At 42.4% G+C, this 24,912-nt stretch carries 14 protein-coding genes; 7 read left to right on the top strand and 7 right to left on the bottom strand.

Going from position 1 to position 24,912, the window contains the following annotated elements:
* Positions 1-14: 14 nt before the first annotated feature.
* Positions 15-2,273 carry a GNAT family N-acetyltransferase gene (locus N483_RS13975; protein WP_023399343.1) on the top strand — a complete coding sequence of 753 codons (2,259 nt, stop codon included), beginning with the start codon at positions 15-17 and terminating at the stop codon, positions 2,271-2,273.
* Positions 2,274-2,429: 156 nt separating this feature from the next.
* Here the strand turns inward: N483_RS13975 and N483_RS13970 are convergent, their stop codons facing one another.
* Both N483_RS13970 and N483_RS13965 read right to left on the bottom strand, forming a co-directional pair.
* Positions 2,430-4,793 carry a TonB-dependent receptor plug domain-containing protein gene (locus N483_RS13970; RefSeq protein ID WP_023399344.1) on the bottom strand — a complete coding sequence of 788 codons (2,364 nt, stop codon included), beginning with the start codon at positions 4,791-4,793 and terminating at the stop codon, positions 2,430-2,432.
* A gap of 179 nt (positions 4,794-4,972) precedes the next feature.
* Positions 4,973-5,680 (bottom strand): substrate-binding periplasmic protein, encoded by a 708-nt coding sequence (locus N483_RS13965; RefSeq protein ID WP_023399345.1) that lies wholly within the window; start codon positions 5,678-5,680, stop codon positions 4,973-4,975.
* Between the two features lie 382 nt (positions 5,681-6,062).
* Here N483_RS13965 and N483_RS13960 point away from each other — a divergent pair, with 382 nt between their 5' ends.
* Complete coding sequence (locus tag N483_RS13960) at positions 6,063-7,553, top strand: DNA/RNA non-specific endonuclease (protein ID WP_023399346.1); 1,491 nt, start codon at positions 6,063-6,065, stop codon at positions 7,551-7,553.
* Positions 7,554-7,677: 124 nt separating this feature from the next.
* Positions 7,678-10,488, top strand: a complete 2,811-nt coding sequence (locus tag N483_RS13955; protein ID WP_023399347.1) for a hypothetical protein — start codon at positions 7,678-7,680, stop codon at positions 10,486-10,488.
* Positions 10,489-11,239: 751 nt separating this feature from the next.
* On the opposite strand, the gene N483_RS13950 is transcribed toward N483_RS13955, so the two are convergent.
* Positions 11,240-12,220: a hypothetical protein gene (locus tag N483_RS13950; RefSeq protein WP_023399348.1), complete on the bottom strand. Its 981-nt coding sequence runs from the start codon at positions 12,218-12,220 to the stop codon at positions 11,240-11,242.
* Between the two features lie 657 nt (positions 12,221-12,877).
* Here N483_RS13950 and N483_RS13945 point away from each other — a divergent pair.
* From N483_RS13945 to N483_RS13935, 3 genes are read left to right on the top strand one after another with little or no spacing between them, the layout of a single operon-like run.
* Positions 12,878-15,469, top strand: coding sequence for a hypothetical protein (locus N483_RS13945; protein WP_023399349.1), 2,592 nt, complete (start codon positions 12,878-12,880; stop codon positions 15,467-15,469).
* Between the two features lie 12 nt (positions 15,470-15,481).
* On the top strand, positions 15,482-19,102 hold the full coding sequence (locus N483_RS13940) for a DUF637 domain-containing protein (protein WP_172642411.1): 3,621 nt from the start codon (positions 15,482-15,484) through the stop codon (positions 19,100-19,102).
* A gap of 2 nt (positions 19,103-19,104) precedes the next feature.
* The gene (locus tag N483_RS13935; RefSeq protein WP_023399351.1) at positions 19,105-20,034 is read left to right on the top strand and encodes a hypothetical protein; all 930 of its coding nucleotides are present in this window, start codon (positions 19,105-19,107) and stop codon (positions 20,032-20,034) included.
* Between the two features lie 596 nt (positions 20,035-20,630).
* On the opposite strand, the gene N483_RS13930 is transcribed toward N483_RS13935, so the two are convergent.
* Entirely contained in the window at positions 20,631-21,419 is a 789-nt protein-coding gene (locus N483_RS13930) for a hypothetical protein (RefSeq protein WP_023399352.1), read from the bottom strand.
* Positions 21,420-21,842: 423 nt separating this feature from the next.
* Positions 21,843-22,445, bottom strand: a complete 603-nt coding sequence (locus tag N483_RS13925) for a FecR family protein (protein WP_023399353.1) — start codon at positions 22,443-22,445, stop codon at positions 21,843-21,845.
* Between the two features lie 109 nt (positions 22,446-22,554).
* Between N483_RS13925 and N483_RS13920 the strand changes: the two genes are divergently transcribed.
* On the top strand, positions 22,555-23,406 hold the full coding sequence (locus tag N483_RS13920; RefSeq protein ID WP_023399354.1) for an enoyl-CoA hydratase-related protein: 852 nt from the start codon (positions 22,555-22,557) through the stop codon (positions 23,404-23,406).
* A gap of 79 nt (positions 23,407-23,485) precedes the next feature.
* Here N483_RS13920 and N483_RS13915 read toward each other — a convergent pair whose 3' ends face one another.
* Together N483_RS13915 and N483_RS13910 are read right to left on the bottom strand one after the other, a co-directional pair.
* Positions 23,486-24,319 (bottom strand): SGNH/GDSL hydrolase family protein, encoded by an 834-nt coding sequence (locus tag N483_RS13915; RefSeq protein WP_023399355.1) that lies wholly within the window; start codon positions 24,317-24,319, stop codon positions 23,486-23,488.
* A 169-nt stretch (positions 24,320-24,488) separates the two neighbouring features.
* On the bottom strand, positions 24,489-24,680 hold the full coding sequence (locus N483_RS13910; protein WP_023399356.1) for a hypothetical protein: 192 nt from the start codon (positions 24,678-24,680) through the stop codon (positions 24,489-24,491).
* Positions 24,681-24,912: the final 232 nt, after the last annotated feature.

The following is a 24,912-nucleotide window of genomic DNA, read 5'->3' as shown; positions in this document are numbered from 1 at the left end:
AAACGGGCATTACCATGATAGATGAGAGACTCTCCAAAAAACCGGAGGAGGTGTTTAATGGCGTCGAGTATGCGACCTTAACACCTGCTCCTATGTCGACCCTTTTAAGCGAAAAACAAAAACAACAGTGCAATTTTCAGAAATCCCTAAACGCTGGCATTTGGCCGACAAAACAAGTGCCATCATTTACGGACAGCTGGCACAGCCAAGCTTGGATTGAGGTATATTTGGATTCATTGCTTGCATGGTTACACGATATAAAAGACAGTCAATTACTGAAAAAATCTGAACCAGTCTATTTAGTGCTACTAGGGTGCGAACGCTATGCGTTTGGTTTGGCGTTATTGCAAAAGCTATTGCAAGGGTGCCAACAGCAAGGTCTCGGCGATATAAATGTCTGTTTGCTATTGAGTACAGTTGACCAAACCATGCAGGCACAGCTGGTTCGTCATCCAGACTTTAATGAGTATAATCAAAGCGGGCAGGTCCGCATAATAAACTGGGATATGGCCTCGGGCCAGTCAATACCGAGTCATGATATCGACGGTGAACCTCTAGCGATAGAAGCAAATCCCGCTGCATGTTTGGCTCACGGCGTGCTTTCTCAATTACCACAAGCAATTTATTACATGCACTATCAAGATATCTATTGTGCCGAAATTGCCTGCATCCAAAACTCTGAAAATGTTGAACATACACATAGCGATGAAAATCATCAAGAGCTGCCACTCTTGTGGGATTTGAAGGTAGCTGAAAGCGCCGTAAAGAAAGACGATAAATGGTGTGCAGTTTATCAGTGGAGTAAGACTACTGTAGGTAGAGAAGTCGAACTGGTGGAGGGCGATTTAGCAGCTCAATTAGGTGAGGCGTTAAAAAAGCTTATCGCAAGAGGGGTAAGTAGAGCGGTTGCGATACCACTTTGCGCGGCTCAGCTTTTATTTCAGCTTGAACAGACTTTTTCCAGGGGTATGCTCCAATTGATTAGCGATAATATGACCTCTGATAGAGGGGTTAATTTGCCAAAAGTTTTATCGAATACAGGGATGGAACTACCTGTAGATATGAATGTACTGAGTTGGATGAACCCTTGTCCATTCAACACCCAACTTGAACAGTTGCAGGGAAGTGATGTGGCGATATACATGAGCACAAGTCATGAGAAATCAAGTGAATTCAACTACACGCGGCATATATTTGAAAAGGCTTGTGCTTATCACTCACCAATTTGCCAAGCTGAAATTACTCAAAGTATTAAAAGCAGGGCGAAGGAGTTAACTGAACCACAAATCTTAGCTTACATCAGACAAAGCAAGTTTGATCCAAACGTGTTGGCTTTTTTTATACCTAGATTGCTTAAAGAAGGGGTGCTAGTCGAAAACCGTATGCAGTGGTGTCACGTTCTATCGCAAGTATGGCAAAACCATATTATTGACTGTTCACATGAGTCCTTTGCCTTTGAACTCGGCCTGCTGGCCATTGATTTTAGTCATTGGATGTTGGCAAAAAACTGTATGTTAGCGTGTATGGAAGTAAATGGTCCAAACACCGCGTATTTACATAATTTGGCGCTGGTGGCATGGGCTACAGGTGAGCTTGAGATTGCAGTTCAAAGCGCTGAATTGGCGCTCGACTTTAGCCCTCAAGATGCACAGGTTAAAAAGCTTAATACGGATATTGCGAACTTCCAAGAATACTGTCAACACCTAGCTTGGTTTGACATGAAACGCAGTAGTACTCAATGTCAGGATTCCGGTTTGAAACTTTTACCCCTTGGCGAGCACCAGTTGGGCGAGTTTTATAGCCAATACCGGCAAAGTGAAATCGCTGAGCGTTTGCGCGGTGTGAAAATTAATCACTTTAGTCAACTAGAAGCGATTTGGCCGACTTGGCTTGAAGAGGGTCGCAGCGGTGAGAAGGCCTACTTTGCTCTCATTCATGATTCGTTTGGTTTTGTGGGTGCAATCACAGTGGACTTTTATCCAACGCCAGATGTCATTGATGAGCAACTGTCGCAGCGCAATGCACATTTATCTTTTTGGGTAGGATGTGATTATCAAAATCGCGGTTTTGGAAAAGTCGGCGTAAATTTGGCCATTTCAGCAGTTCAGCACTTTGCAGAAAAACTTAACATATCTCATTTAAAGACCTCTGCTTGGGCGCATAATACGGCATCTAGACATCTTTTAACACGGGCTGGATTTACAGCTTTGGAGGAAACAAAAGGTAAAGGGGTTGAACAAGAGGTGTTTTATCAATTAGCGCTGGCTAAGTAGAAATCCAAACAAATACCAAATTTCAATGATTCCGAGCCAACTTAAAAGTAGGTCTATCTGCAGTCCAGCATTGAAACAGTGTGGCAATATTGCAATTTGACTCAAACGTCACAAAATCCGGCTTTATGTGTGAGCTGTTTAGTAATATAAACTCAACTAAAACTGCATGCTTAGCGTCAGCATAAAGCTGCGTTTTGGCTGTGGGATCAGAGAGTTTGCCCAGCCTTGTGAACGCTGTTCAAAATCGTCACCGCTGGCTGCGGCTTCTGCGCCAGAATGGTAATAGATTTCATCGAAGAGGTTCTTCACCTTTAATGCCACCGAGAAGGACTCGAATTGGTAAGAGATATTGGCATCCACGGTTAAGTAGGCGTCATTCTCTCTTTGCTTTGCGCGTAGCGCGTTTCTTAAATACAGTGGCTTGCTGGCTACCCAGTTGGCTTTTACATTTACGTTGAGCTCGTCACTGACTGGCACATTAATACCTACATTAATTTTATGTGGGGAAATATCGCCAAGCTCTGCATCTAGGTTACTGCATGGATCATAAGACAAGCTATGTTCTTGCGCTATTTGACTGCAATTCTCGATCCCTTCACCAACCCAAACACCGAGATCATGGTCGTAACTTACGCTACTTTTTGACTTGGTGTAGGTATAGTAGAGATATCCGGTGATATTCGCAGCGTCTGTTATGAAGTTACTAAACTCAAACTTGCCGCGATATTCCAACCCATAGGTGCTGCGCTTTCCGGCATTTTCTGCCTCTTCTTTAATGACATCATCGTATCTGGCAGTAAACAGCGACAGGTCGTGCAGCCAGTTGTCCTGCTGGTACATATAGATGACTTCAAAGTTCTTTGCTTTTTCGGGTTTCAGATTTGGATTTGCAGAGCGGCCGCTCCAGCCTCCCCACAGTTGTATTGGGGCAGGTTCCTGAAAAGCCGTGCCGTAAAGTAGCTTGATAGTGGATTGGTGAGAGAGAAAATAAATGGCTGACGCTCTGGGATTGGTAGTGCTGCCATACAGGCTGTTTTTGTCATGTCTCAGCCCTGCATTAATACGCCAGTCATTAATATTCCAGATCGCTTGAATGTAGGCCCCTCTGTCTGTCAAACTGGCTAAGTTTTCATCCGGCATCTGGCTTAATGTATCAGGCTGAATGTTAATGGTACTGTCTGTGTTGAGTGCAACGCCATCACCTGCAGTTTCGGGCGTATCTGATGAGCAGAAGGTCTCGGGAAAATAGCCACAGGCATCATATGCTTTGGTCAGCTCTTTGTCTTCAAATTTAATGCCGCCGCTTATTTTTAACTGTTCGCTGTAGTCGAACTCGTAATCTTGTTTGAACAACCAGCTTTTGTTGCTGGTCCGCCAGTGCGAAATAGTCAGTGTTGAGACAACTTCAGGACCAGTTAGTGCGGTTGATCCCGGGAAGGACTCAACCCAGTAGCCACCATTATTACTTTTTCTGCTGAGCAGCATGGTGTCTACCTTCACTTTGTCTTTTAACGACCCGACATGACGTAAGTAATACTGTTCAGAGGTACGATACCACTGAGCCGCTGGTTGGGCTCTGTCGTGCGGGTATTGTGGGCCCCAGCCGTGACGCATGTCCCATTCAATAATTCCAAAAGTCAGGTTTTTAAATTTCACATCGGCTAGAATTCCCCATTCCCTCTGTGGATCGTGGTAGCTGCCAAAGTCGTTGTATTTAGAGCTGTGGGGACAGCCATCAGCGTCGCAGTTAGCAGACAGAGCGGTGTCGTAGATCACCGGTCCCCAGATATCTCGGTTGCTCAAAAGCTCGTTACTCACAAACCCCCAAGGTGCCAAGTCATCAATATCCGCTTCATCACTGGAGTAGTATTTTGCGGACAGGTTATAGGTCAGCTTTTTGTGGTTGCCACCTGCGGCTAAATCAACGCTCTGGGTATCATAACTGCCTGACTGAACATTCACGGTAAAAAAGTCATCATTTTTATACCTGTCTTCGGCATTAGACGTAACTAAGTTGATGATACCTAAAAATGCATTGGGTCCGTAAACTGCACCAACCGGGCCATAGAGTACTTCTATCCGCTCAATGTTTGACAGCGGATAGTTTTTTGACAGGGTGGCTTCGTGATACCACAAATGGTTATCTACTATGCCATTGACCAGCATCAGTGTGCGTTGCGTGAGAGGCGTTCGATAGCCGCGCTGATAGGTGATCACGCCGCCATTACCGTTGGTGACAGTGCTGTCAAACCCAGGTAAGTCTAGGATGACCTCATCAATACTGGTGTAACCACGTTGTTCGATATCTTTGGCTGTAATGATCACCATGGCGGCAGGGGCATCACGCAGTGTTTCTTCAATACCTGAAGCAGATGACACGGTTAGGTTGAGCAAGTCCTCCAGACTGAGATCCATCAGTGCGCCGGGTTGCTCATTTTGCGCATAAGTTGCTGAGCTGGCGAGTAGGGCGGCGGAGCACATCAGGGCTATCAGGTTTTTGTGGTGGTGTTTTTGAGTCATGCTCTCGCCTTAACCCTTCAAACTGCGGCGGATCAATGATTGTATCGCACAATCAATACGATGATCCTTTATAGTCAGTGAGGGTCTTATCTATATCTTTGGAGGGTAGGCTATACCGCTTGTTTGTCAAGGTTTTATGATAAGAGAGCTCAGGATTGGAAAGTGGGGGGAATCACAAACTAAGGGGGAATTGTTTCCAATTGCTCAAAGGCCTGCTTAAGCGCTTCAAGAAAATGCTTCTCGGTTGACAAGCTCGCTACAACGTAAAGCCCTTGGCTGTCGTCTATGGCCTGATGACGTATATATTGAGTGGTATGTTTTGCCGCGACTCTGTCGGGGATATGAGATGCAAACATAGTGTGTACCCTGCCTTTGTTGAGCATTTGCCAGGCTTTGTCCATATCGGCAACGAGTACAAGGTTATCAGTTTCCGTAAAACCCAAACTTAGGAGCTTGCTTTCTTCATAGCTGCCCCGGATTGCGACAGTTGTATAAGTAAGGGCTTCCTCGATACTCGCTATTTTGACCTTGCCACTGCGCAGAGAATAAAAGTCGTACTTTAAGGTAGTGACTCTAAAAAGCCAGTGAAACAAGGGAGTTCGTTGGTGCGTTTTTGCCATAGAAAAGAGCAGCACATTGGGTTGGCTCAAAGCCATATCGTAGGCACGTGCCCAAGGGGCAACCTCGATATCGGTATCAATACCAGCCAGTGTAAGTGCTAGGTTGACTTGAGAAACGGCACTACCAGAAAGCCTTTTACCTTCTTCCACTATAGTATATGGGGCAAAGTGTTCGGTATATACAGATAGTGATTTTTCCTGAGCACCTATGGTGATACAAAAAAACAGAGCACCAGAGATGAAAGAAGAACTAAAGATTCGCAACATGCATGCTCTGCCAAGCCTGATTAATGATAAGTCTAGTTGCCTTCAGCCTGTTTTGCATGGTCTGAATTGACATACTCATTGTGCAGCCAGAATGTGTAATGAACTAATTTGTCAAATATATAAATGCGTTACCTAGTAAACAGGCCAATAGTGCACTAATTTGTGTCAGCTGTAATTACTGAGAGTCTCATACGCATTTTGCTACAGGGCCCAACGCAACTCTGTAGCAAAATGTTTTTGTTCAACCATTGCATTCAAAATTTCAATACTAGTCAGCTTTTACGATAGGCCTTGATGTTTTCTATCTAGAATGGGTCTTTTCAAACTTACTTCGTATAACACCATCCAAACACAAATTAATTTCACAATAAGGCGACGCATTATGATGTCAGATATGGACTCCTCATACCTGCCTGATAGGCAAAAACAGCAACAAAGAGACAAAGCATTTCGACAGCGAAGACACCAATTGGACGAAGAGTCGTCGCGTTCGCGGGATCGCAGCCCTATTCGAGGCCCTAAACATGCGATTTCGAGGCAAAGTTCAGATATGAGTGTTCAAGACGAAGACATTGAGACAATTTTTCTTGATGATTTAGACTACGGTGAGTCCATCTCAAAGGACGAATATGATAGTTTTATACCGATTTTAGACCAGTACACGGACGACTTGACTAGCACCGAGCAAGTTGAGGAAGCGATCGAGGTTATAGCCAGTAGTTATTTTGATGTCTTATTAGACCCTGAGCAAGTTCAGGATGTTGCGCAGCTTTACTACCATGTAGTAGGTGCGCGGTTAAGCCATATCTACAAACTGCTTATTCCAGAAAGCCAGAATATTGATATGGCTTTTCGTGCAATCAATGAGTTAGCGTATAGCGAAATGCCCGGCGTCAACTTGATACAGAACTTTGCATATCAATACAATCAATATCAGGTGGGGACTTCGTTTTCAATTAACCCGGCATGGAATATTACCATCCCCGCAGGAGGTAGTGAAGAGCGGATCCGTGAAACAAGTGGTACTGATTCCATCAATGACACAAAAATAAAATTTTATTCAGCCAAAGACTTTAAGTATAAAAATGCCACTGGTGGTGATGTCACCATCAATACAATTGTAGGTGACAAGGTTGAAGCCCGTTTATCCCGCTTGGCGCCGCGAGGTGAGTCGGCTGAGGTCAATGCTGATCAAAGTGATTTGATGAAAAATGTATTGGTTTATAACAATAATGGAAATAACGCCAATGAAAAGGGATGGATCCGAGGCCATTTACTTAATGACAATTTGGGGGGCTCAGCGCTGAAGTTTAACCTATACCCGATCACAGGATCGGCAAATAAAGAGCACCACTCACGCGTAGAGTCCCACGTAAAAAATCTAGTTGAAGCGGGCTACATCGTTGAATATAAAGTTGAAGTGGTACCTACAGTACCTGCACCCCATCAAAAAGAAACCGCCCCCGGATACAAAAGTGGTGCTGCGCCAAAAGCAAATTTTGTGTGTTCTGTAAAAGTATTGAGTGACACCAGTACGGATGCTGCCAGTAGTTACCATCCCGAAGGGTCATTTTCAGTGACCATCACATCTGAATACAAAACAAAACATGCCTCAACGGGAGATGTTGCAACTTTAAAAGCGTTTGCAAACAAAGCTGTCAAAAGTAAAGACAATAAGGTCGATAGTAAGGCGTATATGAGACCTTGGACAACCAAAAAAGGGTTGACTAAGCCGCTAGGTTTATCTCAGAGCGACGACAAACACATTCGTGATAAAGACTACAAAGATTGGACTGACAAGCAAAAGAATAGCAAGTTTTGGACCTGGGATCAGACTCGCATTGATGCTTTGAAAGCCGCTTTAAAAGGCTAACTGTATATTTAACTCGCCAAGGGCATATATTTTTATCTCTCTCAGCAGAGTTTGCAGCTTGTAAGCTCCCAGCAATTCTCCCAATTATTCATTTCAATACAAGCAACAAAAGGAAATCATCTACATGCTTCAAAAAGAAGAGTTAGCTACTTATCCAACGCGCACAGCGTCGTCGGTAAGTAATGCACTCAACTCAGACTCAGTGAACGTCGATTTGCTGTCATCAGGTGTCGATGTCGCCAAGCGTTATGCTTCCCAAGTAGTTTGGGACCATTTCAAAGGAGATGCCACAGCTAAACTGATCATCTCAAGTGTTTTCAATTATGCGGTTACGTCATTAAAGTCCTTAAATCCATGGGTAACGGCCATTTCTCAGGCCTTGCTGATGCTAGCAAAAGTACCACCAGGTGTTGTGTCTGCAGTACTGTGGGCTGTGGGGAAAATTTGGCTGTGGGCGGCCAATAAGTTTTACAATGGTGGCTGGATCGCTACCGCGTGGGGTGATATTGATGAGCCCTATATTTATCAATGGCTTAAAAAAGGAAGCGATGCTCATGGAGCATTGCGCGCATTAGTTGCAGACTTGCAAGCTTGGGTGCAGTACATTCAAGACAAACTTGCGAGCCGCGTTGCCCGTTTAATTGGGGTCTCTGAAACGGATGAAGATGCTGATCCTGCTCAGTCGACAGATGAAGAGGAGCAGTCGTCGCCCAATATCGTTGATAATAAATTTGTGTCACTGGGTATAAATCAACCGGAGCTGATGGATTGGGAAGACGGAGTAAGTAAGCCAAAAAGAGCGGGGCTACATGGTACTGGCGTGGCAAAAGTAAACTTGCTCGGCCAACAATTTGGTGGGGACGTAGATATTAAACTCCCCTTTGGCAGTGGCTGGGAAGTGTCTGTTAAACCTGTGTTTGCCAGTCAGCAGGGGGTTGGTTTTAGTGGCTTTATCGCAGCGCATCAGGTGTTAGGTGATGAATTGGTGATAAATGAAGAAGGCTTATCTCGTTTTAAGGCCAGCATTGTTGGTCTCGATATTGCTGATAAGCGAGTGTATTCAGACTTAATGTCATTGGATTACAACAAGCAGCAAAAAGAAGTGCATTTTGCCGGTGATGCACATGTTCCTTTGTGGGACAAAAAAAAGCTGGATGGAGAGTTTGACCTAAAACTTGACACAGCTGGTAGATTCAAATCGGGCAGAACAAAAATTGCTTCGTCAGATACTTTTGAAGTGATCCCTAATTTCCTATCAATTAGTAATCCTAGTGGTGAAGTTGACATTGCAAAAGACGCCGCACCAGAATTTGAGGTCAGTACTGATGCCTCTTTACATGGTTTACCTGGGGGCGTTAAGGCGTCGATTAGCCAAGCAAAAGTGATGTATCACGACGAGCAGCTAGGTGGTGAGATTGAGCAAGCAGATGTTGAGATCCCAGTCAGTAAGCATACAACTATGACACTGGCAATGACCAAGGCTAAGTTTACTAAAGATGCTATTGAAGCTGAAAATGCTTATATGGACCTTGAACACGACAACTCTAAGGTTTTAAACAAAAAGGCCATTGTTGAATCAGACTTTTTCTCTGGCAATTTTGATTTTGGAAAAGTATTTGAACTTAAACAATTAAAAGTGCACCAAGGGCTGAACTCACTCAAGTTTGAAGGTGGAAAGTTCACTTATGAAAAAGATGAGAATAATGGTTTACAGTTACTTAGAGCACGCATTTTAGGACTAGAAGCTTACTACGATAACGAAAAACGCGAAGGTGGAATATCGGGAGAGTGGAAGAAGGGCATTAGTTTTCCTGCATTTTCATTAGACTTTCCGGTTGGTGCAGGCGTCGCCGGAGTCGGTGTAGATATCACAGGAGGTTTTGATTTCGCTGCTGGAATTGGTGCTAGGATTCAAAACAAGGAAGAAGATAACACCGAAACTCAAATGCTCTTCAATGTATTTGGTGAAGCCTCTGCCAGTGCAAAGGCTAAAGCCAGAATCGAAGCCGGGGCGTTTGTTGGCGTTCCATATTTGGCAAAGGTTCAAGGTGGATTGTTTGGCGAAATACGCGGCGGTATTGAAGGCAAGATATTGACGTCGGGTCGTTTAAAATACACCCGCGGGCAAGGTGGAGATAGCTTTGGGCAGTTTGGAATTGATAAAGATTGGCCAATGCAAGGTGACTTTAGTTTAACTGGCTCGCTGGAAGCTGAGGTTGGAGCATCCATCAAGGCTAAAGTGCTGACATTTGAAAAAGAGATTGCATCTGTCTCCATAGGAGATTGGACCCTAGGTGAATATACGCTAGATGGTACAATTAAAAGGAGTCCAAATGGCAAAGGCTACATCGTTGAACGTTCACAAGGCAAATTTGTTAAAGATAAACCTGAACCCGTTAAGGTAACAAAAGAAACACTCTCTGTTGACAAGTGGGTCAATCAGTTAGAGAAAGACCACAGCCACATTGAATACACAGAAGATGAAGCGAAGAGAAAGCTACCGGAAGTTGCGAGGAAAACAGTTTATAGCCATTTGAGCCCACTGCAAAAAGAAGATGTGAGTGAAAGATACACTAACTTACTCAAGTTGATGCCGCAGCGTCTTAAGTTTGCAAAAACCTATCAAAAAATCAAAGCGGAGAGAGATAAGCTGCCAACTAGTGGCACTTATATATGGACACCCAAAGTGTGGAATGAAGCGGTTCAGCGCAAAAGTATTTGGATTTTTGAGTTTAGTACCAGTAAGGCACAAGTCGCTGAGCAATTGGAGAAATACCATAAAACCCACTCAATATTAGAACGTAGAGTGATCCTCGCAAAACTTGAAGAGATTGCCACAGATTATCGTCAGAACAAGTCTAAAAATGAGGACAATAAAGAAGCAGCAAAAGACTTTTTAGAAAGTATAGAAAAAGAGCGACTCATTTTGATGTAGTTCAATTGCTACCATTGTCGTTTATTCAATGTGTGTAATACGTTGTAATAGCTATTCACTTATTTGTTTATTATGTTGCTCTCTAGATTTGAGTGGGTGTCATTGCGCATCTACTTATATCGATACGACATGCTAAAGGAACAAATAACCATGCCAAAACTTAATTGGCAACACACAACTATGGTCAGAGATGGCCCTAAACTGGCTGCATAAGAATATTCTTATCGCCAAGAAAACCTGAAAAAGCAGCCTTTGTGGCTGCTTTTTTTGTACAAGAGTAATGCAGGGCATGACGGCTTATGTAGATTAAGATCCAATACGAGTGAATATGGTAAATAAGTTAAAAGAACGCGATTTTATCTCAATGTAAGCGCGAATCTCAAAACCGTTATCCCGATAAGGCCAATCAAAATAATTAACTCGCTACATCTCTCAATGACAGGATATGGTTGGTAGTTTATTTGGTACGCGTGTGGCAGAAGAGTTGAGTCGTTCAGTGCTGATAAAACGAGATGGCTTGGTGTGTATTCGGTTGTAGCGAATGCTGGGAGCTGTGCTTAAATTTTAGTTAAAGCCTGCTCAATATAAAACGGTCTAGTTTAATAAACACATGTACTTTTTTGGATGCGCTTAGTGGCATTGTAGAAAGTGTTGGTTCTGTCCGAGTTCCTTCAAGGATAAAAACAGTTGACTATGCTCGTATCAGCAGCAAAGTAGCCAACTGTTTTTTGTTGATCAGACTAGCTGAAAATTAGTAGCAGTCTATTCCTTCGCGAGGTGAACACCATCCTTTGACGTTTAGTTTCTCTTCAATTTTCTTGAAGTCGCTGTTACCATTTTCATCAGTCACTACGGCCCATCCAGAGATTGTGAGTGCCTGATCGTACTTATAGCTGAAAGACAGAGTTAGGGAACCGTCTCTTGAGTCTTGCCCGAATGCTCTTACGTACGTTTCCAGTTTTTGGCCATCAGCTGAGTATTGAGGAACACTTAGTGTGATTGAGGACTGGTCAATCCCTTCAACTTTATTCACGACTACGAGCGCTTCAGGGCCAGATACATTAATTTTGCTCGTCGCATAGGCGTCAACTGCAATTCTGAAGCTACTTAAGTCACCACCATGTGTTGGATTGTACAGCTCAACCATATCAAACTCTTCATAAGCTGTAGGCTCACGGCTGGTAATAGAGCGGAAAGTGGCTTTAGCTACGTTCAGCAATGCAGTGTCAATGGGCAGATCAGCAGCGTGTTGGAAACACTGGTTTGCCTTAACCTTTTTGCCGATATTGGTATAGCGAGTATATGCGTCTTGTTGTCTCGGAATATAGTAGTCTTCATCTCGAACCCCAGCCATAACTTTCCATGCTTGCTCGACTAACTTCCATTCAGGCCCAAGCTTCTCGAACCATGATTCAGTTGCTTCTTCTCTGAAATCTGCTTTAAGCTGTTGGTCAGAACTGTGCCTCGTTTTACCAAGTGTCCAATAGTTTCTATCGTGTGTATTACATTCATCGGTGTACTCTTCAGCAATTTCGTTGACAATATCAAAGAACCAATTTTCTAGTTTGTCAGGCACGCCACCGATGTCAGATTCAACAATGGTGCAACCATCTACCGGTATAGTGAATGTCGGGCAAGCATAGATTTTTTCAGCCTGATGAGGTTCCAGTGGTGCAGGTCCATTTGCCTGTAGCACAGAGATTAAAATTGGTACAAATAGAGTAGAGTCCATTTTCTTATCCTTATTATTAGATTTATATCTTATGATATCCCTAATATTCACTTAATCGATTAAAGCTTGTCCTGTCCTGTAGCGATAATTGATTGATATTAGATGATATTAATTAATAGTGTACCACTTATTGCTCCTGTAGTTCAATTTATTAACTTGTCAATATAAGTTTATTCATAATGAGTGTTTTTAATTATATTTTCTGTTTGGCATATCCACTCCAATAAGCACACTTTTTTGTGTAAAAAATAGGCGTGTTCCGATTTGGAATGTGCCATCTACGAAGCAGTATTTACGCAGAAGCAGTAATAAATGAACGAGTTTCAAATTTTAATGAGCACGCTGCTGAGGCCTAGGGAACCAGCTAAGGTCAATGGTATTGGTTGTTAGCCAAAAGAGGGAAAACTTATTGGACAGACACAAATCTTTTTTGATGGAAATTGCGATTTAAATCAGGTTGAGCTCAATCTGGCGTATAAATATACTCATTAAAAAATCCGACTTTTTGTCGATTTAAGGATTGAGGATAAGTTATTTTTTATATTTATATCAGATGTAATTTAAAAATTAAAAGTCTTTTAAATTTTTAATTTGTAAAAGTTGATACCGTTTCTGATTTGTATAAAATTGGCGTTTTTTGTGAAAGTGAGGATAAAAATGAAATCAAAACGTTCTCAACCGTTTGGAGGAGTGTTTTTGTGTATATTTCTCTTTACGTTATGCACTGCTAAAAGTGTTGCTGCAAGCGTATCGAGTTATATATATAACCAGTCTCCGATTTTTTCAGTGCATAAAGAACCAGATGCGTCCAGCGATTTTCTGGTTGTTGATAGTACAGCTGCGATAACAACGCTTAATTTTAATAAATTCGCAACAATTAGTAAGCCTCTACTCATCAAAATACCTAATGATAGTAGCACTGAAACTTTAGTAATTAATGCAACAGAAATTGACATTCAAAATACAGTTTCAGTGATGGGGAAGCCGGTCGATCTAGTGTTTATCTCACAAGGTGGTACTGTTCGTTGCAGCAACTGTTCTTTTGATAATGCGGGAAGATTATCGTTTATCAATGGCACACTTTCGGGCGGCATCGTGAGAACGCAACCAAGTGGTAGGGTGACTATCTCAACTCTAACTGCACCAGGCTTGCAATCTCTTGAAGTGATGTCAGATAGCATCGCAACGTCAGGTGTTATTGATCTAAATTTACGCGCAGAGCGTCATCCTAATAGTGGATTCATCCAATCAAGTAGGGGCTCTTATGTACTGGGCTCTGGCGGTATTAACTTGTATCCGGGCCGCTTTTCTATTCGCTATAGTGATCTTGATATGATTTCATCGACGACTCTGTCGAACACTTATCAGCCGTCTGGTACTTTTAAAGCTGCGAGTATTGGTATTGTTGCGTCGCAGCCAGTGATTATCCCTGTTAGCACTGAGCTCAATACCATGTCAGATGCTTTGGCAACCAGCACAAGGCAGGGACAATTTTACGCGCCAGCAGAAGGCGTATTTATTCAAATTGCGGAGCATGAAAGTGCGACATTGAATGTTTACGGTAAGCTCTATAGCGACCGTATCATCACAACGAAAGCAATCGGTGCGACGACTTTTCGTTCTGGTTCTAGATTGATTGGTCAAACAATCAAGAGTTTTTCAGACAAAGGCCTGTTAAACCAAGGTTATGTTGATGCTGGAAGTATCGAATTCGCTGCAAGTCGACTGATAAACTCCGGTACTCTAAGTGGCTCAAAAATCAATATCGAAATCGAAGGTGATGTCTACAATACCTTTGGTGGAGTGATCAAAGCAGGTACTTTGAGCGTTGATTTGAACGATGGCATTTTCACTAATGGTTCTCGTACCAACAGGTTAAATTGGCCGGAAAATAAGTCACTGAATGCGCCATCTATTGACGTTAACAGTGTTAAGCATGGCCCATATTCTAGCTACAGCGCTACCGGATCTACACAGAGCCGCTTGAGTGCAAAAGTCCATGCGAACAACATAAAAATTATAGCTAAAGCGATAGAAAATATTAACCCCTACCATATTGAAGAGCCAAGCGGTGTTGACTGGAGTGCAGGTATTCGCGTAAACACCGCTCAGTCTGAGCAGGTCTCAATAGCGGCAGAATCTACATTGGAACTTAAAGCAAGCCAGTATATTCGCAACTCTTCAGCCATTTTACGTCTTAGCCAACAAGGGATATTCCATATTGATACTCCCTTATTATTTAACGAGCGTTATCGTTTAGAAACTACCTCTTTCATCATATCCCGTTACGCTTATACGTCGGACAATAAAGGAAGCCAAGATACAGTTGAACATGGAGTTGGGACTCAAATATCGGCTTATTCTCCACCTGGGCGAATAGTCAGTTTTGGCGAATTCCAAATTGGCAGCAAAGCGGAACCTTCGACTAGGCGTCGTTTTGTCAATGCATTTTCGTATATTGAGCTTTTTGACAATGCGCGTTTCCAAAAGCTGGATTTAGAGTCAATCGGCATTAAATTAAGTAGTACAGTAGAAACAAGTAACTTTCATGCCATTAAACAGTGTGTTGCTTTAGGTAATTGTAGCGGTGCAGCAGTCGATACTTCTGTAGAAGGTGAGACCTTACTAGCCATTCACGGTAATGTGTATGGTATTAACCCCAATATGGAAAGTCAAAGCGACCTGACTGTAACAGAGTCAAACTCACTAGATGCAACGATCAATACCAAGATTAAAGAGTACTTCCAACGGTATGTAAAAGTTGTGGATGAAGATACTTATGAAGGGTATTCATTTCCCAAGGTTGACGGCCAATGGGTTACAGCAAGTTTGTTTAAATGTGATGGCTATCGCTATGAAGAGCATGGTTTGACACAAACAGAAGATTGCACCTACTCCTCAGTTAGAGTTGCCTTAAGTACAATACTTGGCGAATCCTCAGATGCAGATTTTGAAAACACAGGTTATACCTTCCAAGAAATAGACGATGCTGCGAAAGCTTATGCTAGAAGCAGGCAGTACGTAAGCGGCTCTGAAGACTACCGTTGTGCCAATACTCGTTACTCCTGTACTGCGCAAAATTTCAAATATCAAAATGTTATTGTCAGCGATGACGGTAAGAAAGTGACGGTGAATTACAGATATAAAATTTCGATAGATGATGAGTTAAACGATCATGACACGCCAACTCTTCGCGACGTATCCAAATCACCAACGGTCACTGTGGCAGTCTTGATGGATGGTAAATAAATGGAATTAAAAATGAAAAAAGATAATTTGGCCGACAAGCCCGTGCCATTTTACAAAAAGGCCATTGCCTATTTAAATATAGTTATGTTGCTCGGGCAGGTGTGTTTACCAACTCTAGCACAGGCCTATAACGCTTTTGATAAGACCAATGCAAATCAACTGCTGGCAAGCTCTCCCGCATTCACTAAGGTGCCTGATAACCGCAGAACAATGTATGTGAAATCAAAGCACGTTGTGGAGCAACCTCGCGCTTTAAATACTCAGACCATAGCTGGTTTCCATCAAGTCTTGTTGGATAATAGAAAGGACGCATTACCTGAACCTAAAAAGATTCATCTTTCTGGCGGCTCGATCTCAGTCACTTTTCCAAACTACCCGCTATCAAAACAGGTTGGAGACCGGTTCGTACAATCACGCTTGATCCGCTCGCAAATTTATGCCGAGCTGAACCGAAACATGATTTCAACTGCCTATGCTGATGAAACGGCTCAAATAACGCAATTGTACCAAAATGCGTACGAACTGGCTGGAAAAGGCGGTGTAACGTTTGGTGAGCAAGTACCTAAATCAGTTTATGACAATTTTGGTAAGGATTTTATCTGGCCAGAATATAGAGACATCAACGGGGAAAAAGTACTGTCTCCAGTGGTACACCTGAGCGCATCGACAATAGAATCACGCACTGTAAATGGTCACTTAGTCGAATTTACAGGCTCCGATGTAAACTTTAGAGATATTACTGTTAACAATGGCACCTTGCTAACGGGCCGTGATACTTATTTAAGAACAGCGCGAAACCTTACTGTTAATCCGGGCGCACAAGTAGCCTCAGATGGTGATCTCAATCTATTTGTTGGTGGTACTTTAAGAAACCTATCTGGCAGTCTGACTGCCAGACAAAATGTTGACATTATTGCCGGTCAGTATGAGCAAAAAACGTTAGTGCACCGTTTTTCTAGCCGCTATGAGCGAGGCTCTCGCTTTGGTGAAATTGCCTCGGTCAGTGGCGAAAACATTAGTATTCGAAGCATGGGTGACATTGTTATTCAGGGCGGTACGATAAACGGTAATACAATTGGATTACGTGCTGATGGCAATATTCAGTTAATTTCTCAACAAACCAGTTACGTGAATAATGAGCCTGTTGGCGAGTATTCTCAATCGACTTCAGAAATCAAACATCTGACCACAAAACTATCTGCTAAAGACAGCATCTATTTAATGGCATCAGGTGCTATTGAACTCAAAGCAGCAGAACTGCATGCAGATGAAGGCGTGATCGAGCTTTTGGCTGGTCAGGGCGTATATATTCTTAACGAATTTAATCAAAATCAAAGTCAGAAATCTGGAAAATGGGGCAAGACCACTGAGCAAGAGCAGCAGTTTCAAACCATGGCTATTCGCTCAGCGCTAGAGGCGGGTAAAGGTGTTCGAATCGCTTCTCAATTTGGTGATGTCACCTTGCAAGCTGCTCAAATCACCTCAGGGGACGGCACGTCCATCGAGGCGCGAAATGGTCAAGTGAAGTTCTTATTGGCCAAAGAGCAAAAAGAATACTTCTACAACAAGGTCGAAAAAGGCACTTGGAAAATTAAGACCGAAACTAAGCAAGATACGGTCGATACTGCGGTGTATAACGAGATCATTGGCGGGGTAAAAGTACATGCGACCCATGGGATCACGCTGGAATTAGGGCAGTACGAAGGAGAAAGTATTTCATCGGTGATCAGTGACTTTGCGGGAGTTCCTTCACTGAGCTGGATGCAACAATTGCACGATGATCCTCAGGTTAACAGCAACCTAAGCATCGTCACTACAGAGCTAACAAAACTTCATATAGATGAAAGCACCAGTACCCTGAGCCCTGCGGCAATGGCTGTGGTAGCCATTGCCGTGTCGGTTGCGATGGGACCAGCTGGCGCACAATGGATAGGCACGGAAGGAGCCATCGCGAGTGCCTTTAGCCCAGCAATGGGGGCCGCGATGTCGGCAGCAGCAGTGACTTTAACTACGCAAGCTGCAACCAGTTTGGCGTCTGGCAATAGTGTTGGCGATACGTTAAGCCACATGCTAAGCAGCGAGAGTATTAGATCCTTGGTTATATCAATGGCTACAGCCGGTATGATGAGCCACTTCAGCGATCTACAGTTTTTTGGGGAAGTTAACCCTGATGCTGCGTTATTAAGTAAAGATACACTTATATCAATAGGTAACCAAGCAACTCAGGCTGTTGTTAATTCAACAATTAGTGCGGGAATTTCGACTGTAATTAATGGTGGAGATTTTTCTGAGTTTTCCTCGGGCTTCACTAACTCACTGAAAAGTGCTGGTATCTCGGCAGTAGGTGAGTATATGTCATCTACAATAGGCTCCGCGTATAGAGGCGGTGACATTACCAATTCTGTTAGATATTTAGCGCATGCTGGTGCTGGTTGTATTTTGGGTATAGCAACCAGCGAAGCAGGCCAAGCCTCTGGTGGAGGAAGCGAGAGCTGCTTGACTGGTGCCGGCGGTGCGGTTGTTGGAGAGCTGATAGCTGATACATATAAAGCAAATAAATTAGAAGAGTTTTACCAAAGAGAAGCTGACAGGGCTCAATTACTACGTGATGCTCAGTTTAGTGATGCTGAAATTGCCGCATTTTATAAGTCTGAAGGTGCTCAAGCATATTTTAACAAGGAAGTGGCTAAACTCAGTGCCATTGGGGTCGATTTAGCCAAGCTCGGAGGGGCAACTGCGGCACTTATCGCCAATAGTGATGTCAATTTGGCTGCGATGACCGCCGAAAATGCGGCTAAGCACAATGCATTTTTCTTGATCCCGCTCGGTTTAATGGTTTTGAAAGGGATTGATATCGCGCTTACAGCCAATGAACTATATGATATCTATGACACCATGGGTAAGGACCCTACTAAGGGTAAGGAAATGCTCCAAGAATGGCTTGTGGAGCAAGCAGCTGGTGGGCTAATTAGCAAGGCTATTCCCGGTTTTAAGTCTTTTGAAGAGATGCTTGACTGGCTAAAACGCAATGATGTACTGTCGCCAGCCATGCTCAAGGAGATTGAGGACAATATTGCTTCGGGCAAACAGGGCAAACCCAGTGGTGAAATTGGCGATATTAAAGTGGCCGATGCTGTTAAAAACCGTCTTGATTTAAGTGAATTTAAAGATGAGCACGAGTTTTTGGTTAAAGTTAATGGTTCACATGTGGCAGACCGCAACGACGGCTTTTATGGTGAGCAAATAGCCAAACAACTTTTTGAAGACAGTACGGGCATTGAGTTTAAAGACATTGTTAAAAATAAGTCTAACCATGGCGCTGACTTATTAGGTATCGACCCAGATCCAACAAAGAAAACGATTTGGTTAATTGAAGTTAAATCCAGTTATAGGAATAAATTTCCAAAACCGGATGACTTAAATTTGGCAAAACGTGGTAAAAAGTGGATAGAGCAGGTGGCGATAGGTAAGTTAAATGGGCAGAAAGTGACACCAGAAGCAGAGAATTTTGCAATTGAGTTGCAAAAGTTGATGAAACAGGGATATAAAATTAAACCCATTTTAGCGAAAGTCTCTGTTCCTGAGCCTAACACTACAGGTACAGCAACGGTTAAGATAGTACGAGCGAAATAATTATGATAAACGAGAAGCAACTAGAAAAGTTTTTACGCAAACGCAAGCGGTCGATAAAAAACCCGACTAAATATGCTGATGTAGTTAGGCGTAACGAAGAGAGAGTAGGCTTTTATTTAAATAATGGGAGCACAGGTGTTAGTGAAGATACAACTGTAAGTTTACCATTTTTGCCTTGGGAGTTTTTAGAAACAGAATTAGAAGTACCGACAGATTACTATGAAATGTCTGCACAGAGTATGCTTATTCAAGAGGGAAAATTGTGTAGTAATGCGTTAAGCCATAGTTTGTGTTTTGCCCATATAAATTGTATTATTACCTATTTTACTCACAAGCGTTATGTTATTCGCTTTGATAGGGAGCGAGAAGGAGGAGTTTCACCGGACAGTGTGTTTTATTTGGTCATGGCGGTTATTTTGCAGCAGTCTACACGGGCAGAGCACATATTTAAATTGCTACAAGTGGGTTATCCAAAGTTCTGGATAAACCGCTCAGAAAGCCATATTGGCGATTTTATTATACTCTTGTTTGATGCAGTTAAAGGCGGTAAACACTTGGTGCCCATTGTTGATGATTTTGTTTATACGGACATTATTGCTCGTTGGGATACCGATGATGTACAAGAACTAACGGGTTATCTAACTCAATTATGTGATGACCAAGTAGCCCAAGTCGCGTCGCCACCGAGTAAAATGTATTTTGAATTCGATAATATGAATTGGCAGTTTACCCCATATGCAGCCTTGCTGTTATTGGCCCTTCGTGCGGAGCGTGGTTTACCTAATCCAGACTTTAGTCACCCTGGATTTGGCAATATCACACAATTGCTACCTGATGAGCCTGTTGCGCCAGTAGAAGATGAGCTATTAAGCCAGCTCCTAGCTTGTATTCGTGACCAAGGCTTTGATGAAGAAACGTTGATGAATGCGTAATCAGCACTAAGCAACTATAACGAGACAGTATTGACTGTCTCGTTAATCGCTTTGAATGATCACTGGCAGCCAAATTAAGTACCCCTTCGTTCACAGTAAATTCTAACTTACCGGCAAGTTTTAACGCTCTTCTTACTATTTACCTTTCTCAATCATTATTCTTAGCGGGTTAAAATGACGCCGCTTTATTCTGTGTATATAGCGTGGGGTTGAGGTTTTTCTTACAATTTAGTTTTAACTAAAGCTGGTGCTGTTACAGAGTGTTCTGGTCTAGCTAAGGGAGAATATATTCTCCTATAGATCAAGAAATTGACTCCTACTTATTTTATGCAAAAATCTAAAGTGGTGTTTACTGCATTAATAGTAATTCTGAAAACGTACATAAAAAGCTTAACTCAGTTTCAGGAGTGATAATTAAGTTTTCAATATATATAGAGCGACATGGAGCAAAATATGAAGTGGGAACTGAAGATTGGATATGACTTTTCGATCTAGAAGCTAGACCACCTTACTAATTTTTATACATGAATCTTCGTTTAGATTCACATTCAAAAACTGATTAAAAGCAGCCCTTGGGCTGCTTTTTTTCGAAGAAATTACTTGATGATAAGTTGGTCTTCGTATGTGTAGATGCCGTTTGGATCTGTTAGGTTGAATACCTTAACAGCCATTGTTTTACCAGCAGCGTTTTCACACTGTACGATTTGGTATAAAACTGGCTGAGCAGTGTCGTTGTTGTACACTTTGTCTTGTGTGAAAACGTCAGAGTGGAACGTATTTGAAGTATCACGGCCGTGGAATAGACCTAGAGATAGGCCACGGTTTGCAACAGTGTGACAGTAAGACTGGCTCTTGTTTTGGTTGTTTACGTTAAGCGTGCTCTTTACACGGAACGCAGTGTGGTAACCAAAAGAGTATGGTTGGTTAACGAACTCACCAGCTGGCTCAACTGTGATGTCCCAGTTTACAATTGGTGCGCCAGGTACGTTTACAAGTACATTGTACCAAGTGTTGTCTGCATCGTAACAGCTTAAGTGAAGCGTTTTGTTGTGAGTCAGTTTGTCTTCTGCAATTGCATTTGTTACACCAACACTTGCTGCATTAGCGTTAGAAGCATCTGCTTGAATACCTACATTTACAACATGGCTGCTGTCAACGTTTGAATATAGGTTACCGTTATCGCAACGTGCGCCATCACGAAGCTCAATATCAGCTGAGAAGTTATGTGCGAATTCACTTGTGATAACCACGCGGCTAACCGGGCCGTATGAGTAAACAGTGTGACGATCATAACCATTTGTATCAGCGATATTAATAGGCGCAGCAACTGCACTTACAGTAGTTAACATAGCAGCAGCGAGAGTACCTAATTTAAACATTTTCATCTTCTTTCCTTTGGTCGTTCATTAGTTCGGTTGTTTATCACTTGTTAGTTTTGTCATTCATCACTTGGGCCCAAAGTGTTGACGAGATGCAAAGTAGCAAACGAAATGGGTACGAGCAAATTAGCCAATATAAGTAGCTATTAAATTGGATGATGAATTAATATTTTTATAAATATCAATGATATAAGGGTTTCTCTGGGCAGGGTTTATAAATTTAAAAGTATACCTACTATTTTATTCATAAGGTTCAATCACCTTTACAGATAAGTTCATTGTTTATAGATAATTAATAATTTGAACTTTATGTAAAATAAAATGTGTTTTTTTGATTTTTACAGCTTAATAGCGGTACCATCTAAGGGCAGGGGAGAGTAATTTTCAAACACCTTCATAAACAGAAGTGTTGTTTTACATGCCTGTAAATTATTGAATCGTTTTGACTGCGTCCTGAAGTTTTTTATCTGACCATATCTCAGGTGTTGTTGGTGCTTTGTCTTTTTGTAACGTAGTGCCCATTCCCGGTTTTGAAATAACCACCCGTCCATACTCATTCTCAACCACGATTGGATGTTCACTGTCTAATAAAATGACATCAATAGTATCTTCGCTGTAGAGGTTTCCACCCCAAAAGTCGGTGCCTCGTATACCGATAGAGCCCATTGGTGTTTTAATTTTAAAATTTGGATTGGTAACTTTGGTTATTTCACCTGTAACTATCCGAAATGCGCCCGAGATAAATTCAAAGCTGGCATCTGAGCTTTGCTGATACTCAAATTGATTAACAACAAATTGCGTTTGTTCTCCCAAAGACAAGATGGTTCCCTCCGAGAATCTCACTTGTGCGCGTGCGTTTTTACCCGTATGCAGAGCGTCCTCGATAAATATAGGGGATTTACGCGTGAGATCACGATGCTGGTTGTCTGACTGAGCTGTGACCTGTTTTTTGGCAAGCATGACTTTTGCCACCTGATTATCAGCAAAACTGCACGTACTTAAAATAAGCAAACTCAGTAACAAGGCTTTCATTAATTGACTCCAGAGGTTTTATATAAAAATAGAAGCAGAATCGCCGAGTGTCGAATGCTGTTGGACGGATAAGATTATTTCAAAGTATCTAATCACAAAGTGGCTGACAGTGCGTCAGCACTATGAACAACACATCAAAACAGGTAATGAATTTGTGCAAGTGAGAGCAACTTCCGTTTATGCCAGTGAGCCCTTGGCGATCATGCGATCTGGGTCGTTACATTGGGCAACAATGCAGCTAGATAAAGCTCCGTACTTTACTAAATCTTTGTTGCAGCAGCTAGGTCACTTTTATCTACCAGAGTCCCGTGCTCAAAACCATACGATTAAGGTTTTGAGTAGTGATAAATCGGGGGTTTTTAGTCTGGGTGGCGATCTAGTGAATTTAACAAACTGTGTAAAACAACAAAATGAGCCTTGGCTCCGAGATTATGCTTTTAACTATATGACCTTGCTACATCGAATATTGGCAGGTTCTAGGCATAATCTAACCAGCATAGTGTTGGTACAGGGCAGGGCTTACGGAGCAGGAATGGAAGTTGCTCTTTGTGCTGATTGTGTTGTGGCAGAGGAAGGTGCAGAGTTTTTCTATCCGCCCGTAGCTTTTAATCACGGGCTAGAGCACTTACTGGTATCTAAGTTAAAGCACAAGGCGTCACGCTGTGCACTAATGGAAGTCATGTATTCTAATACACGTTTTAGTGCTCATGATTTATATGAATTGGGGTTGGTCGATGTTTTGACAGAGTGTGGCAAAGGAGAGCAGAGTGTACGTGGTCTAGTTCAGCGGGCACAGGCCTGCGATATTGGTCACACAGTGTTGCAAAAATATCGGCACCGAAAAGAAACACACTCTGTCGGTCAATTTAGCTCATTGGCAGAAGCCTGGGTTAAAAAAGCCGTCAAGGTTGACGAAAATCAGCAAAAATACCTGCGTAGACTTGGGCGCGTAAGGTATTAAATACGGGACATGGCGATGAAGGCCGTTTACGCGCAGGGAAGGGGAAACGGCCTCATATTAAAACTAGCAGTAACGGTGTTTACTCGGTTGTCTGCTTACGGTGCTTTTTAACAGCTTTGGCTATACGTTTAGCGGCACGTTGCATGGTTTTTCGATTTGGATGTAAACCATCATCCATAGGTTCAAAACCGCGCCATATATCGAGAAAAATGGCATCAGGTACCTCATTTTTAAGACGGTTTAGCCTCAATTCTGAAAAGGTTTCATAGTTATCTTTGCTTATGATCCACGGCCAATTAAACCGTTGTCTAAGGGTTTCCCAGTCAATCGCATCGTAATCCGGTGCCTTTGAAAAAATCGGTGTGATCCCAGCGGCTAGCGCTCGGTTGGCAACATTGACGAAGGTGTCTATATAAGAGTGCATTTGTTCTAGAGTACATTCCGAAGTTTCTGACATTGGAATACCAAAAGCATCGGGGTGGTTGCAATCATTTCCACGAATAATAACGATGTATTGGGCGGATACTTCTGTGGAAAAGGAGGTCACTCTACTCAGTGCTTTAGTAAATTGCTTTTCATAACCTTCCCAGCCGGGCCCCACACACTCAGGACCTGGAAAACACGTCAACCTATCGAATGTGGTTGCGCCAGCTTGTCCTTCGTTGATTAGATGACCAGAGAGGCGAGGTTCTCTTATTAAGGCATTTCCTAGAGAAAGGTATCGGCCAGAATTAATGGCGATACCATTTAGTGGTGCTTGTAGGTTGTCAAAATAGGGCATTTTAGCATTGGCAAAAGAAGCACCGATCAAAAGCAGTGGCGCTTCTTCCGATTTTGGTGCTGCATGCAAGTTTGATGTAAAAGACAAGCTGAGGCTCAACAACAGGGTTTTTATAGTTTGAGAAGTGAACATGATAATCCTTTTGGTTAAATTGTAGCCATTACACGTTAGGTGATACGGATCAGTGAGTAAGTTAGACTTTGGTAGGTTATAGAAAAGTATTTTGATGAATATAAAGAGGGTTTAATTGTTTTAAGTAAGCAAAAAAGCGCCTTACGACGCTTTGGTAAACCTAAAAGTACTAATTTACACCGCCGCAGGTCCAACCCATACCGCAGGTCTTTGCTTCTCTATGGGTAAAGAACGGACAACCTCTATCGTATTCAGTCTCACGGCCGGGTCTGCCACCAGCAATAGCTGGTGTTGCATTTAAATCAAGAGATTGATTATTAGAAAGATTTTTAATTTTTGACTTGTTTAGTTTTAATTTCATTTTAATTTCCTTTTATGTTCCTAGAGACTATAAACTAGCCATAGATGTGAATATTGTCAACAATATATTGTATGCAAAATTGCATTCTATCGAACTATTATTCATTTTATTAACGCGCCAATCCGGCGACTCACGTTGGGAAGCAAACTAAAAGGTAATTATTGTTCACACATGTTTGGCTCACGCGTTGTAAGAGTAATAGTCCTTAATTTAAATAGCACCATGTATAAAA

It is taken from the genome of Pseudoalteromonas luteoviolacea NCIMB 1944, from assembly GCF_001625565.1.
Classification (GTDB): Bacteria; Pseudomonadota; Gammaproteobacteria; order Enterobacterales; family Alteromonadaceae; genus Pseudoalteromonas; species Pseudoalteromonas luteoviolacea_F.
Note: the sequence above shows the minus strand (reverse complement) of the source record. Positions and strands in the feature narration are given on the sequence as shown.

Bases quoted from the DNA above. Each gene is read 5' to 3' on its own strand.
- N483_RS13975 (WP_023399343.1), top strand. From the start codon at position 15: ATGATAGATGAGAGACTCTCCAAAAAACCGGAGGAGGTGTTTAATGGC.
- N483_RS13970 (WP_023399344.1), bottom strand. From the start codon at position 4,793: ATGACTCAAAAACACCACCACAAAAACCTGATAGCCCTGATGTGCTCC.
- N483_RS13965 (WP_023399345.1), bottom strand. From the start codon at position 5,680: ATGTTGCGAATCTTTAGTTCTTCTTTCATCTCTGGTGCTCTGTTTTTT.
- N483_RS13960 (WP_023399346.1), top strand. From the start codon at position 6,063: ATGATGTCAGATATGGACTCCTCATACCTGCCTGATAGGCAAAAACAG.
- N483_RS13955 (WP_023399347.1), top strand. From the start codon at position 7,678: ATGCTTCAAAAAGAAGAGTTAGCTACTTATCCAACGCGCACAGCGTCG.
- N483_RS13950 (WP_023399348.1), bottom strand. From the start codon at position 12,220: ATGGACTCTACTCTATTTGTACCAATTTTAATCTCTGTGCTACAGGCA.
- N483_RS13945 (WP_023399349.1), top strand. From the start codon at position 12,878: ATGAAATCAAAACGTTCTCAACCGTTTGGAGGAGTGTTTTTGTGTATA.
- N483_RS13940 (WP_172642411.1), top strand. From the start codon at position 15,482: ATGAAAAAAGATAATTTGGCCGACAAGCCCGTGCCATTTTACAAAAAG.
- N483_RS13935 (WP_023399351.1), top strand. From the start codon at position 19,105: ATGATAAACGAGAAGCAACTAGAAAAGTTTTTACGCAAACGCAAGCGG.
- N483_RS13930 (WP_023399352.1), bottom strand. From the start codon at position 21,419: ATGAAAATGTTTAAATTAGGTACTCTCGCTGCTGCTATGTTAACTACT.
- N483_RS13925 (WP_023399353.1), bottom strand. From the start codon at position 22,445: ATGAAAGCCTTGTTACTGAGTTTGCTTATTTTAAGTACGTGCAGTTTT.
- N483_RS13915 (WP_023399355.1), bottom strand. From the start codon at position 24,319: ATGTTCACTTCTCAAACTATAAAAACCCTGTTGTTGAGCCTCAGCTTG.
- N483_RS13910 (WP_023399356.1), bottom strand. From the start codon at position 24,680: ATGAAATTAAAACTAAACAAGTCAAAAATTAAAAATCTTTCTAATAAT.